The sequence below is a fragment of the Pseudomonas taeanensis MS-3 genome, assembly GCF_000498575.2.
Lineage (GTDB): Bacteria > Pseudomonadota > Gammaproteobacteria > Pseudomonadales > Pseudomonadaceae > Aquipseudomonas > Aquipseudomonas taeanensis.
Window position 1 is genome coordinate 1,092,700 of the sequence record NZ_AWSQ01000001.1, and the last position, 12,887, is coordinate 1,105,586.

The following is a 12,887-nucleotide window of genomic DNA, read 5'->3' on the forward strand; positions in this document are numbered from 1 at the left end:
AGCAGGCGGGTGGAAACGGGCCACGTCAAACTTTCCTGACTGCACATCTCGTGCCCGAGTGGCGACTGAACTAACTTTCACTCGAAACAGCGGCCAAGGGCTGGTTGCCACCGTGGCTGGCGGCGCGCAAACGCAGGGTCAGCAGGGCGCCGCCATCGGGATGATTGGCCAGCAGCAATTCACCGCCAAGGGCGCGCATCAAGGTATCGCAGATCGCCAGGCCGAGACCGAGGCCCTGGGCGCTGGTCTTGGTGGTGAAGAACGGCTCGCGGGCGCGTTGCAGCGCCTCGGCAGAGAAACCGGGGCCGTTGTCGCGCAGCTGCAGTTCGATGCCCTCGGCGTTCTGTTCGGTGCTGAGCCAGAGGCGCCGTGGTTGCGGGCACTCGGCGAGGGCGTCGAGGGCGTTTGCCAACAGGTTGCCGAGTACCTGGCGCAGGCGGGTTTCGCCAGCTTGCACCCACAGCGTGGCCTCGGGCAGGTCGCGGATCAACTCGACCTGCATGGCACGACGGCGCTTGGCCAGCAGCGCCAGGGCATCGTCGATGGCCGGTTGCAGGGCCACGCTCTCCGGAGCATGGCGGTCGCGCCGGGCGAAGGCGCGCAGGTGGGCGATGATCGAGGCCATGCGCTCGGTCAGCTGGCTGATCAGCTTGAGGTTGTCGCGGGCGTCGTCGTTGCGTTGATGGTCGAGCAGCACGCCGGCGTTGTCGGCGTAGCTGCGGATCGCCGCAAGCGGTTGATTCAGTTCGTGGCTGATGCTCGCGCTCATGGTGCCGAGAGCGGAGAGTTTACCGGCCTGAACCAGTTCGTCCTGAGCGCGCAGCAGTTCCTGCTGGGCCTGTTCGCGCTCCAGCACTTCCTGTTTCAAGCGGCTGTTGAGCAGCTCCAGGTCCTGGGTACGTTCCTGTACCCGTTGTTCCAGTTGCTGGCGGGCGCGGGCATCCAGGGCGATGCGCTCGAGGTAGTGGCGACGCCGCTGCATCAACAACCCGAGCAGCAGCATCAACAGCAGCAGGGTGCCGCCGCCAATGGCCACGGCGGTGCGCACCGGACGGTCGATCAGCTTGCGTGGCGCGAGAATGCTCACCGTCCAGCCGGTTTCCGCCAGCTCGCGGCTTTGCCGAAGCCAGGTGCGTGGCTCGATGCGCAGTGGCGCAGGCGCCAGGGTCGGGTAGGGACGGTTGGCGGCGATCGCCGCGCGTTCGGCATTGTCCAGCGGGCGGCTGGCATGAAAGCGCCAGTCGCTGCGTGAGGTGAGGATCACCACGCCGTTGGCATCGGTCACCAGCAGCTGTTCCGGGGTGTTGCCCCAGAGAGTTTCGGTATGGTCGAGATCGACCTTGACCACCAGTACACCGAGGATGGCGGTGCCATCGCGCACTGCGGCGGCAAAGTAATAACCGCGCTTGCCGGAGGTGGTGCCGAGGCCGAAGAAGCGCCCGGACCGTCCGGCAAAGGCTTCGCGAAAGTACGGGCGGAAGGCAAAGTTGCGCTCGATGAAGCTGTCCTGCTGATCCCAGTTGGAGGCGGCCAGGGTCTTGCCGTCTGGGTCCATCAGGTAGATCACATCGGCGCCGGTTTGCTCGCGCACCTGCTGCAGCAGGCGATTGGCTTTGTTCAGGTCGGCGCCCTTGTTCGGCTGTAGCAGGGCGTTACGCAAGGCCGGCAGGTCGCCGAGGATCTGCGGCAGCACTTCGTAGCGGCGCAGGGTGCCCAGCAGGTTGGCGACGTAGAGGTCGAGGGTCTGGCGATTCTGTTCGATCAGTGCGCCGCTGTAATAGCGTTCGGCCAACTGTTGCAGCGGCCAGAGCAAGGGGGTCAGGAGCAGGGCCAGCAAGGCCAGGCTGCGCCAGCGCGGTCGTTTCGGTGAAGGGAGGGTTGCGGTCATAACATCAAGCGCCTGGGAGACAGGCGCATTATGCACATTCGAGCTTCAGCGCGGGCTGCGCAAGCATTCGAGCAGGGCGTCGTGCCAGTTCGGCAGCTGGATCTGCCAGTCGTGTTGCAGGCGGCTGCAGTCGAGGCGTGAGTTGAGCGGGCGCTGCGCCGGAGTGGGATAGGCGCTGCTCGGGATCGGCTGCAGCTGACCAGCGGGCTTGCCAGCGGCGCGCAGCTGCTCGGCGATCGCGCTGGCGAAGCCAAACCAAGACGTTTCGCCTTGGGCGCCGAGGTGGTACAGGCCCCAAGGCCCGGCTTGGCCATCCCGCCAGTGCTGGATCAGTTGGGCGGTGGTGCTGGCGATGCTGCCGGCCCAGGTCGGCGCGCCGATCTGGTCGGCGACCACCTTGAGTTCCTTGCGCTCCTGCAGCAGGCGCTGCATGGTCAGCAGGAAGTTGCACCCGTGCAGCGCATAGACCCAGCTGGTGCGCAGAATCAGCTGCTCGCCACCAACGGCTTGAATCGCCCGTTCGCCGGCTAGCTTGCTCTGGCCATAGACGCTGAGCGGGTTGGTCGGGTCGCTCTCGACATAGGGCGTCAGCTTTTCGCCGTCGAACACGTAGTCGGTAGAGTAGTGGATCAGCGGCGCACCCAGCGCGGAAGCTTCCTCGGCCAACACGCCAGGCGCCACGGCGTTGATCGCGAAGGCCAGCTCGGGTTCGCTTTCGGCCTGGTCCACCGCGGTGTAGGCGGCGGCGTTGATTATCAGTTCGGGGCGCAGTTCGCGTACCTGTTGGCGAATCTGCTCGGGCTTAGCCAGGTCCAGCTGTTCGCGGCCTCGCACGCTCAATTCGGCCTGGTCCAGCAAGGCCGATTGCAGCTCACGGCTGACCTGGCCGTGCTGGCCGAGCAACAGAATCTTCATGGCAACAGCTTCGCTTGATCCAGGCTGAGGCCGGCCTGGTCTTTGCCAGAGAGCTGCGGCGCTTCGCTCAATGGCCAGTTAATGGCCAGGGTCGGGTCGTCCCAGCGGATACAGCGCTCATGTTCAGGTGCGTAGTAGTCGGTGGTCTTGTAGAGGAATTCGGCGAACTCGCTGAGTACCAGGAAACCATGGGCGAAGCCCTCCGGCACCCAGAGTTGGCGCTTGTTGTCGGCGGACAGCTGTACGCCGACCCAGCGGCCGAAGTTCGGTGAACCGCGACGCACATCCACCGCCACGTCGAAGACCTCGCCGGCGGTGACCCGCACCAGCTTGCCCTGAGCCTGCTGCACCTGGTAATGCAGGCCGCGCAGCACACCGCGTTGCGAGCGCGAGTGGTTGTCCTGGACGAACTCGCGCTGCAGGCCGGTGGCCTCGGCGAAGGCGCGGGCATTGAAGCTCTCGTAGAAGAAGCCGCGCTCGTCGCCGAATACCTTTGGCTCGAGGATCAGTACTTCCGGCAGGTCGCTGACGATGACCTTCATGCGTGTTCCTCTGCCAGGCTGAACAGGTACTGGCCATAACCAGTCTTGCCAAAGGCCTGGGCTTGTTCGAGCAGTTGCGCGCGGTTGATCCAGCCATTGTGCCAGGCGATTTCCTCCAGGCAGGCGACCTTCAGGCCCTGGCGATGTTCGATGGTCTGTACGTACTGCGAGGCCTCCAGCAGGCTGTCGTGGGTGCCGGTGTCGAGCCAGGCGAAGCCGCGGCCGAAGCGTTCGACGCGCAGATCGCCACGCTGCAGGTAGGCATTGTTAACGTCGGTGATCTCCAGCTCGCCGCGGGCCGAGGGTTTCACTGCCTTGGCGATCTCGATCACCGCATTGTCGTAGAAGTACAGGCCGGTGACCGCGTAATGGGATTTCGGCTTGGCGGGTTTTTCCTCGATCGACAATGCCCGGCCCTGTGCGTCGAAGTCCACTACGCCGAAGCGCTGTGGGTCTTTCACCCAGTAACCGAAGACGCTGGCCCCAGAGGGGGCGTTGACCGCACGTTTGAGCTGCTCGCCGAAACCTTGGCCATGGAAGATGTTGTCGCCGAGGATCAGGCACACCGAGTCGTCGCCGATAAACGACTCGCCGATCAGAAAGGCCTGGGCCAGACCGTCCGGAGAAGGCTGCTCGGCATAGCTGAAGCGCACACCGAACTGGCTGCCGTCGCCGAGCATCTTCTGGAAGTTGGGTAGGTCATCCGGGGTGGAGATGATCAGGATGTCGCGGATGCCGGCGAGCATCAGCACCGAGATCGGGTAGTAGATCATCGGTTTGTCGTAGATCGGCAGCAGTTGCTTTGACACGCCGAGGGTGATCGGGTGCAGGCGACTGCCGGAGCCGCCGGCGAGGATGATGCCTTTCATCTGTCATGCTCCTTGAGGGCACCGAGGCGCTCGCGCTGATAGCTGCCATCCTGCACGCGGCGGCACCAGTCGAGATTGGCCAAGTACCATTGAACGGTCTTGCGCAGGCCGCTGGCGAAGGTTTCCTCTGGCTTCCAGCCCAGCTCGCGCTCGATCTTGCCGGCGTCGATGGCGTAGCGCTGGTCGTGGCCTGGGCGGTCAGCGACGAAGCTGATCTGCTCCTTATAGGATCCCGCCGGCGCGCGCGGCGCCAGCTCATCCAGCAGCTCGCAGATGCTCTGCACCACCTCCAGGTTCTTCTGCTCGTTATGCCCGCCAATGTTGTAGGTCTCGCCCACCTGGCCCTCGCTCACCACCTTGAGCAGGGCGCGGGCATGATCCTCGACATACAACCAGTCGCGTACCTGCTGGCCGTTGCCATACACCGGTAGTGGCTTGCCATCCAGTGCGTTGAGGATCACCAGAGGGATGAGTTTCTCCGGGAAGTGGTAGGGGCCGTAGTTGTTCGAGCAATTGGTGAGCAGTACCGGCAGTCCATAGGTGCGTTGCCAGGCGCGCACCAGGTGATCGGAGGCGGCCTTGCTGGCCGAGTAGGGCGAGCTCGGCGCGTAGGGCGTGCTCTCGCTGAACAGGTCATCGACGCCGTGCAGGTCGCCATACACCTCATCGGTGGAAATGTGGTGGAAGCGGAAGGCCTGTTTGTGCGCCCCCGCCAGGCCCGACCAGTAGGCGCGGCTGGCTTCCAGCAGGCTGTAGGTGCCGACGATATTGGTCTGGATAAACGCCGCCGGGCCGTCGATGGAACGGTCGACATGGGATTCGGCGGCCAGGTGCATGATGGCGTCGGGCTGAAACTGCGCCAGCGCGGCGCTGACCGCCACCTGGTCGATAATGTCGGCCTGAAGGAACTGGTAGCGAGAACTGTCTGCGATGCTGGCCAGGGATTCAAGGTTACCGGCGTAGGTCAACTTGTCGAGGTTGAGCACCTGGTGCTCGGTGTCGTTGAGCAGATGGCGGATCAGTGCCGAGCCAATAAAGCCCGCGCCACCGGTGACCAAAATACGCATGAAAACATCGCCCTCTGTTACTGACCGGAAATATGCCGCGTAGCTTGTCGACTGAGCGGCTTGCCTGCAAGTGTCGCATGCGCGGGTTCGAGTTCCTTGAGGCGATGGCCGACCGCGACTATCGCCTCAATCGCGGGTTTCAGCTCCAGGCCGAGGATCGACAGGCTGTATTCGACACTGGGTGGCGAGGTCGGCAGCACCTCGCGGACCACTACGCCGTCAGCTTCGAGCTTCTTCAACCGAGCGCTGAGGACCTTGGCCGAAATGCCCGGGATATCGGCTTTCAGCTCGCTGAATCGACGCGGGTGCTGGCTCAGGTACCAGATGATGTTAGGGGTCCAGGCGCCGCCGATGATGTTTAGGCATTGGCTCAACGGACAGCTGGGCGGGGGATGGGCGACGCGATTCTTTCGTCTGGGCAGCATGTTCGACTCCTTGGCAAGCTAGTTACCGGATGGTTACCGAAGAATTTAGCAACTAAAAGAATGTAGGTATACATAAGTAACCATGGCTGGGTAGGCTTTCTCCACGGATACGCCGGCGACATCGGACAAGGGCGCGACCTGATCAAACGATCTGGCGGCCCATGGTCCATGACGTTGTTGGCTGTGCTCGGCAGCCGATCCGCTCGGTTCGAGAGTCATTGTCTGCGCTTGGGTGCAGAGCCGCGCTCGCAGAGTGTCCGTTTGACCCCCATAGGAGAACATCATGTACCGACTGTATTACTCGCCCGGCGCCTGCTCGTTGGCTATCCACGCCTTGCTCAATGAACTTGAGCAAGGGGTTGAGCTGATTGATCGCAAGCACGCCGCTGATTTCGATCGATTCGAGTCCCACGGCATGGTGCCGGTGTTGGTCGATGACGATCAGGTCATCCGCGAAGGTGCGGCGATCATCCTTTACCTGCTGGAGAAACATCAGCATCGGATGCTGCCGCCCAGCGGTCCTGAGAGAGCCCGCTTCATCGAGTGGCTGATGTTCGCCAACGCGACCCTGCATCCGGCCTACGGTCGTCTGTTCTTCCTCGGCAGCAGCCTCGAAGATGGCACGGTTAAGCAGCATGCGTTGAATGCTGCCAGCGACACGATCAGCGCGCTGTGGGCTGCGGTAGACCGTCAGCTGAACCGGACCCCCTTCGTTTGCGGCGAGCGGATTTGCATCGTCGACATGATGTTGGCTGTGTATGCCAGTTGGGGCGCCTATTTCCCTGTCGACATCCACATGAGCGACAAGGTGAAAGGCATGCTCGAGGCGGTTAAGGCGCATCCGGCCTTCGTCAAGGCAATCGAAGACGAGCGACAAGCATCGATGTGAGGCGTTGCGCGTAAGCACCGCAAGGCCCTTGGGCAGCAGTTCGAAGGGCCTTCGCGGCTTGCATGCCGAGGTAACAGGTTTAGAGGGCGTGTGTATGAGTTTTTTCAGGGATATGTCCCTCTCGGCGATCAATGCCGGGTTGGTAACGGTGTTGGTAGGGTTTACCAGTTCCGCCGTGCTGGTATTTCAGGCGGCGCAGGCGCTGGGTGCGACGTCCGCCCAGATCGGCTCGTGGATACTGGCACTGTGTGTCGGCATGGGCGTCACGGGGATAGCCCTGTCCCTGCGCTACCGGGCGCCGATTGCCATCGCCTGGTCCACGTCCGGGGCTGCGCTGCTGATCACCGGCGGCGCCGGGGTGACGCTGCAGGAGGCTACCGGGGCGTTTATCGTCTGCGGCCTGTTGATTGCCCTTTGTGGCTTCAGTGGCTGGTTCGAGTGGATGGCCGAGCGTATCCCCGCGGCGATCGCGGCCGGGATGCTAGCAGGCATTCTGTTGCGCTTTGGGCTGGACGCGTTCGCGGCGATGCACAGCCAGTTCGGGCTGGTCTTCCCCATGTTCGTCACCTATTTACTGGCGCGCCGCTGGTTGCCCCGCTATGCGGTCGTGGCGCCGCTGGTGCTGGGTGTCGGTTTGGCCGCCGCGCGGGGCATGTTGAACTTCGATGAGGTCGGCCTGGTGTTGGCCACGCCTGAGTTCGTCACTCCTTTGTTCAGCACGCAAGCCATGATCAGCGTGGCACTGCCGCTGTTCGCCGTCACCATGGCGTCGCAGAACGTCCCGGGTTTGACTGTGCTGCGGGCGTCCGGCTACCAGACGCCAAGTTCCCCGATGATCGGCTGGACCGGGGTGGCCACCGTGCTACTGGCACCCTTCGGTGGTTACGCCTTGAATCTGGCGACCATCACTGCCGCCATCTGTACAGGCAAGGAGGCTCATGAGAACCCGCAAAAGCGCTATACGGCGGCCGTGGCGGCTGGGGTGTTCTACCTGCTGGTGGGTATCTTCGGCGCGACAGTGGCTGCGTTGTTCTCGGCATTTCCCGCTGAGCTGATTCAGGCGATCGCCGGCCTGGCCCTGCTGGGCACTATCGGTAATGGCTTGGCCAGTGCGTTGCAGGATGAACCGCGGCGTGAAGCGGCACTGATCACCTTTCTGGTCACTGCCTCGGGCGTTTCCTTGCTGGGGATCGGCGCAGCCTTCTGGGGCATGCTGGCCGGGGCGCTGGCGATGCTGGTGTCGCAGGCGAAGCCGCAATGGCATGCCCGCGTTACCGGGTGGCGTGATCTGCGTGACGATAAGCTCAATAAGCCGGAGTGAGGGGCGAGGCCTGGGTATGGCCAGCGCTATGGCTCGATCAAGACAATGCGGATGCCGGTGGCGACTGCCGGCACTTCTTTCAGATGTTCAAGCGGGCTCAGCCGCGCTTGGAACTGCACGGCGCCCTTGGCGGCGTAGAGGGGAATGACTATGAACGACAGTATCACGCGCCTGCTCGGTATCGAGCATCCGATCATCCAGGCACCGATGGTGGGCGTGTCCACACCGCAGTTGGCGGCCGCAGTGTCCAATGCCGGCGGGCTCGGCTCCATCGGTATCGGTGCCAGCACGGTCGCGCAGGCGCGGGCGATGATCGCCGAGACCCGTGGGCTCACCGACAAGCCGTTCAACGTCAACCTGTTCTGCCATCGCCAAGCGATGCCGGACGCGCAACGTGAGTCGGCCTGGCTGGAACATCTGCGCGGCTTGTTTGCCGAGTTTGACGCGGCTCCGCCCGCTGGGTTGCAGGAGATCTACAAGAGCTTCCTCGATGACCCAGACATGTTGGAGATGTTGCTGCTCGAAAGACCGGCGGTGGTCAGCTTTCACTTCGGGTTGCCATCTGCCGAGCATATTCGTGCGCTGAAACACGCCGGTATCCGCCTGCTGGCGAGTGCGACCACGCCGGAAGAAGCCGCATTAATCGAACAGGCGGGCGTCGATTGCGTGATTGCCCAGGGCGTCGAGGCGGGCGGGCATCGCGGGGTCTTCGCGCCGGAGCAGGGCGATGCGGCTATCGGCACGCTGGCCTTGGTGCGCTTGCTGGTCAAGCGCCAACGCCTGCCGGTGATCGCCGCGGGTGGCATCATGGATGGTCAGGCTATCGCAGCGGTCATGGCGCTGGGCGCCGCTGCCGCTCAGCTGGGCACCGCCTTCATTCTCTGCCCCGAGTCCGCCGCCAACGCAGCGTACCGTGACACGCTGAAAAGCGCGCGGGCCGGCCATACGCAGATCACCTCGGCCATTTCAGGCCGTCCGGCACGCGGGATGATCAATCGTATGTACATGCCAGTAGGGGCCGCTGGAGTGCCGCCGTTGCCGGATTACCCGATCGCCTATGACGCGGCCAAGGCCCTGCACGCGGTGGCCAGTGCCCAAGGTAATTCTGACTTCGCCGCACACTGGGCCGGGCAAGGAGCAACGCTGGCTCGCGAGATGCCGGCTGCCGAACTGGTGCACAGATTGGTTGGCGAAATGGAGCCGGTCAGTTAACGGCTAGCGCCTTGTCCCAGTGGGGAGGGTGCTGAGTCCCTGCGCGCTGTCGACCTCCATTCAGTGGGCGCCGGTCAGTCAGAAACGCAAAAGGCCCATCATGCGGTGAGCCTTTTGCGTTGTTTGTAAGCGATCATTAGAAGGGGGCGAATTGATAGGTGGATTGACCGTCCACTTTCGCAGAAGAGCTTCGCGGAGCTTACTCATCTGACTTTGCAGCGTTTTGAGATCAGCGACTTGGAGAGGGCGCATCCTCTGCAACCGTTCGTTTAGAGCTCGCTGTCATTAGCAACCTCTACGTGATGGTGCGCTTCCGTGGCCTGGCCAAGAACACCGTGCAACTGATGACGCTGTTCGCACTGTCGAACCTGAGGATGGTGCGTTGACATTTGCTGACGAACGCAGGAGAGGTGCGCCTGTAATACGGAAAATGGCTATTGCGAAGTGCTCACGACGGCCAAGAATAGAGAAATGAGCGGGCCAACTGGCTGATGTTGATCGGCGCTCGCTTTCAAAATCGACGAAGGCTGAAGTTGACGGGAAATACCGAGCTACTGCAGACCTTCCCTGAAGAAAATCCTGATGACAGGATTCGCTACGGGAAGTCTTGGCTAGACCCTATTCGGGCGCCATGCTAATTTCTGCCCTGAGATGAGTAATTGTATATGTGTAGAATAGGTGTAGTAGTCAAATCTTCTTCTCGGATAGTTCTGCCAAGCCTCCGCCTTGAGCAACATTAGACCCTAAAGCGGTTTACCATCAGGTTTAATTCTTGCGACAACTTGTCAAGTTCTAAGCACATGTCGTTGTTTCGCGTAGTGATGACCTGGGTTTCTCGGATATGTTTGCTGATACGCGAAAGGTTTTGCTTGATCTCTACGCCAATGTTTGACTGCTCTTCAGCAGCTGTAGCAATTTGGCTGTTCATACCGTGGATCTCAGATACTGCATAACTCACACCAGTGAGGATCTGCCCTGCGATGTTAACTTTGGTGACAGCAGTTTCACTACCCTTGAGGCTGCCCTGCATATTGCTCACGGCAGTCCTAGCCGCCTGTTGCAGTTGGCTGATCTTATTTTGGATTTCCTCAGTACTCTGCTGGGTACGCTGAGCCAGCGAACGTACTTCATCGGCTACCACGGCAAAGCCACGTCCCTGTTCACCTGCACGGGCAGCTTCGATTGCGGCATTTAAGGCAAGTAGGTTGGTCTGATCGGCGATTGCACGTATAACATCAAGAATGGAGCTGATTGACTCCACATCGTTACCCAGCGTCTGGATGCCTTGTGTTGATTGTTCTATTTCACGGGCTAAACCGCCTATAGTATTAATGATTTCTTCTACATTAGTTCGCATGACCTTGGCTTGGTCATTGGTGTGTCGGGTCGATAAAGCTGCGCTTTGAGCCGATTCCGCAACGTTATGTGTAGCTAAGGCCATTTGTTCCATGGCATGTGCCACTTGTTCGGCATCCTTGCTCTGAAGGGTCAGTGCGTCCGCGGCATGTTGAGCGCTTTGCTTAAGTTGTTCATTGCGCTCCTGCAGCAACTGGGCACAGCGAGCCAAGTCCACCACCATGGCACGGATTTTCCCCACAAAGCTGTTGAAGGCGCCCGCCAATTGAGCCGTTTCTTCATTTCCATCTATAGGTAGTTGACTGGTGAGGTCACCGTCTTCAGAAGCCAGTGCTTGCAAGTTATGCGTCAGCAGGAGCAGCGGTTTGGCTATGCTACGGGCTACGTAGGCCGCGGCCATGCTCATCATGACTAGTAGAACTCCCATGACCCCCCATTGCTTCCAGCGCATAGCCTCCATTACTTTCTGTTGGTGTTGCATTTGGTCGGCGATCAGGGCATCCATATCGTCAATGTAAAAACCGGTACCGATTGTCCAATTCCATTTGTCGAGGTAGATGCTGTAGGAAAGCTTAGGGTAAGAGGTGCTGTCATTGCCGGGCTTGGGGAAATAGTAGGTCAAGAAATCACCGCCGCGTTTTGCGGCAGCGACCAGCTCTCGAACCACATAGATACCTTGGCTGTCTTTCAGGTCCCAAAAATTTTTACCTTCGTCCTTGCCGGCTAGAAATATTCTGTCGCCCTTGTCATTGTAACCAAATAGATAACCGTCTTTCCCGTAGTGAAGTTCCCGTAGTCGACGTCTAGCTTCCTCTTGAACCGCAGGGGACATAGCATCCTCCCCATCATAGAGCGGCTTGATGGTGCTGTATGCGATATCGAGGTAGTGAACCAACTCGTCTTGACGGGATTTAATTAGAGTTTGACGCGTTTGCTCGATGCTTCGCTCCCCAAAAGACCTCTGCTCGGAGAAAGCTAGCAACTGAATAGTTAGAGCTAGCAATAGGGCTGGGATAACCGACAGCAACAGAACCATGTTGCGTATTTTCCACTTCATAGAGGTCTCCGAATATATGTGGAGGTTGTAGTTGTTTTTATGGACTTACTCGGAATTTGATTTCTTAGTCGATTCGGTCGTTTTTCAGCTCTGCCGCGCGCGTGAATGATTCAAGCTGGCGAGTGTTCAAATTAGTATGTGTGTCGGAGTCACGATCTGAATTATGAGCGTCTACCCAGCACGATGTGAGAGCGTCTGTGCGAGCCAGAGTTTGCTGTAAGTAAATACAGGCTAGATATTGCAGTCCATCCGCCTCTGCATGCTCTTGGCTGACATAGCTTTTTCCGGTAACGGAACATTATTTGGCGAGCCTATACACCCTGCGCTTGGTGGATGCGGATATCAATGCGTCGGATGAAGCGACCGGCGTGCCTCATGCCACGCCTTGCTCCATCATCGCCGGGCCAGGCAAGGACTGCATGGTCTGACTGATGCACCTATCCAGGGAGCGCCGATCAGGCGGCGGCAAACATAGCAATGTGCTTCTCTTGCCAGGCAGGGCGGCGCGGCCAAGTGCAAAAGGCGGGTACTTCACCTCACTGCGCCAGCCAGCCACCGTCTATGTTCCAGGCTGCACCGCGTACCTGCTCCGCAGCTGAGCTGCAGAGGAGCAGTGCCAGCTCGCCCAACTGTTGCGGGGTAACAAATGCCTGAGACGGCTGCTTTTCAGCCAGCAGCGCCGTGCGCGCCTGTTCGGGCAACTCGCCGGCGGCGACTCGTGCATCGATCTGCTGCTGTACGAGCGGGGTGAGTACCCAGCCGGGGCAGATGGCATTGCAGGTGACACCGCTTAGGGCAGTTTCCAATGCCACCACCTTGGTCAACCCGAGCACGCCATGTTTAGCTGCGACATAGGCCGCCTTGCCGCTGGAGCCAACGCTGCCATGCACTGAAGCGATGTTGATGATGCGCCCCCAATTCTGCTCACGCATGCTAGGTAAAGCGAGTCGCGTGCAGTGAAATACCGCAGTAAGGTTGAGCGCGATAATCGAATCCCAGCGCTCAATTGGAAAACTCTCCACAGGCGAAATATGCTGAATCCCAGCGTTATTGACCAAGATGTCGACGCGACCAAATTCACGGCGGGCATAATCGAACAATGACTCGATCTGAGCGGGATCGCCGAGGTCGGCGTCGTTATAGCCGACGCGCACCCCAAAGCGGGAAAGCTGATCAGCCGCGGCCTGCCAGTCGCCGAAACCGTTAAGGATGATATCGGCGCCGTTACGGGCAAATACCTCGGCAATTCCTAGGCCGATACCGCTGGTCGAGCCTGTAATCAGGGCGGTTTTTCCACTAAGTATCATAAAGTCTCCTGATCATTAATATATTAAGTGTGAACGGGT

The 12,887-nt window shown here is 60.3% G+C and carries 13 protein-coding genes and 1 pseudogene; 4 read left to right on the plus strand and 10 right to left on the minus strand.

What is annotated here, in order from left to right:
* Positions 1-70 precede the first annotated feature (70 nt).
* From TMS3_RS04695 to TMS3_RS04720, 6 genes are read right to left on the minus strand one after another with little or no spacing between them, the layout of a single operon-like run.
* Positions 71-1,888 (minus strand): sensor histidine kinase, encoded by a 1,818-nt coding sequence (locus TMS3_RS04695; protein ID WP_025164098.1) that lies wholly within the window; start codon positions 1,886-1,888, stop codon positions 71-73.
* Between the two features lie 45 nt (positions 1,889-1,933).
* The gene (gene rfbD, locus TMS3_RS04700; protein ID WP_025164099.1) at positions 1,934-2,803 is read right to left on the minus strand and encodes a dTDP-4-dehydrorhamnose reductase; all 870 of its coding nucleotides are present in this window, start codon (positions 2,801-2,803) and stop codon (positions 1,934-1,936) included.
* The gene (gene rfbC / locus TMS3_RS04705; protein WP_025164100.1) at positions 2,800-3,345 is read right to left on the minus strand and encodes a dTDP-4-dehydrorhamnose 3,5-epimerase; all 546 of its coding nucleotides are present in this window, start codon (positions 3,343-3,345) and stop codon (positions 2,800-2,802) included. Before rfbC ends, rfbD begins: the two co-directional genes overlap by 4 nt.
* Positions 3,342-4,214 carry a glucose-1-phosphate thymidylyltransferase RfbA gene (gene rfbA / locus TMS3_RS04710; RefSeq protein ID WP_025164101.1) on the minus strand — a complete coding sequence of 291 codons (873 nt, stop codon included), beginning with the start codon at positions 4,212-4,214 and terminating at the stop codon, positions 3,342-3,344. Before rfbA ends, rfbC begins: the two co-directional genes overlap by 4 nt.
* On the minus strand, positions 4,211-5,281 hold the full coding sequence (gene rfbB, locus TMS3_RS04715) for a dTDP-glucose 4,6-dehydratase (RefSeq protein WP_025164102.1): 1,071 nt from the start codon (positions 5,279-5,281) through the stop codon (positions 4,211-4,213). The genes rfbA and rfbB overlap by 4 nt, the downstream gene beginning before the upstream one ends.
* A 17-nt stretch (positions 5,282-5,298) precedes the next feature.
* Entirely contained in the window at positions 5,299-5,706 is a 408-nt protein-coding gene (locus TMS3_RS04720) for a winged helix-turn-helix transcriptional regulator (protein ID WP_025164103.1), read from the minus strand.
* Between the two features lie 283 nt (positions 5,707-5,989).
* On the opposite strand from TMS3_RS04720, the gene TMS3_RS04725 reads away from it, so the two are divergent.
* Both TMS3_RS04725 and TMS3_RS04730 read left to right on the plus strand, forming a co-directional pair.
* Complete coding sequence (locus TMS3_RS04725) at positions 5,990-6,595, plus strand: glutathione S-transferase family protein (protein WP_025164104.1); 606 nt, start codon at positions 5,990-5,992, stop codon at positions 6,593-6,595.
* Between the two features lie 94 nt (positions 6,596-6,689).
* Positions 6,690-7,916, plus strand: a complete 1,227-nt coding sequence (locus TMS3_RS04730; RefSeq protein WP_025164105.1) for a benzoate/H(+) symporter BenE family transporter — start codon at positions 6,690-6,692, stop codon at positions 7,914-7,916.
* Positions 7,917-7,942: 26 nt separating this feature from the next.
* Here TMS3_RS04730 and TMS3_RS25295 read toward each other — a convergent pair whose 3' ends face one another.
* Positions 7,943-8,083, minus strand: coding sequence for a hypothetical protein (locus TMS3_RS25295; protein ID WP_160321021.1), 141 nt, complete (start codon positions 8,081-8,083; stop codon positions 7,943-7,945).
* On the opposite strand from TMS3_RS25295, the gene TMS3_RS04735 reads away from it, so the two are divergent.
* Positions 8,067-9,128 carry an NAD(P)H-dependent flavin oxidoreductase gene (locus TMS3_RS04735; RefSeq protein ID WP_025164106.1) on the plus strand — a complete coding sequence of 354 codons (1,062 nt, stop codon included), beginning with the start codon at positions 8,067-8,069 and terminating at the stop codon, positions 9,126-9,128. The genes TMS3_RS25295 and TMS3_RS04735 overlap by 17 nt on opposite strands.
* Positions 9,129-9,864: 736 nt before the next feature.
* On the opposite strand, the gene TMS3_RS25870 is transcribed toward TMS3_RS04735, so the two are convergent.
* The gene (locus TMS3_RS25870) at positions 9,865-10,707 is read right to left on the minus strand and encodes a methyl-accepting chemotaxis protein (protein WP_407691602.1); all 843 of its coding nucleotides are present in this window, start codon (positions 10,705-10,707) and stop codon (positions 9,865-9,867) included.
* A gap of 15 nt (positions 10,708-10,722) precedes the next feature.
* Positions 10,723-11,541: pseudogene (locus TMS3_RS25875) on the minus strand (cache domain-containing protein); the annotation flags it as partial.
* 302 nt (positions 11,542-11,843) lie between these two features.
* Here TMS3_RS25875 and TMS3_RS25740 point away from each other — a divergent pair.
* Positions 11,844-11,969 carry a hypothetical protein gene (locus TMS3_RS25740; RefSeq protein ID WP_268788036.1) on the plus strand — a complete coding sequence of 42 codons (126 nt, stop codon included), beginning with the start codon at positions 11,844-11,846 and terminating at the stop codon, positions 11,967-11,969.
* Positions 11,970-12,077: 108 nt separating this feature from the next.
* Here TMS3_RS25740 and TMS3_RS04745 read toward each other — a convergent pair whose 3' ends face one another.
* Positions 12,078-12,848 (minus strand): 3-hydroxybutyrate dehydrogenase, encoded by a 771-nt coding sequence (locus TMS3_RS04745; RefSeq protein ID WP_025164108.1) that lies wholly within the window; start codon positions 12,846-12,848, stop codon positions 12,078-12,080.
* Positions 12,849-12,887: the final 39 nt, after the last annotated feature.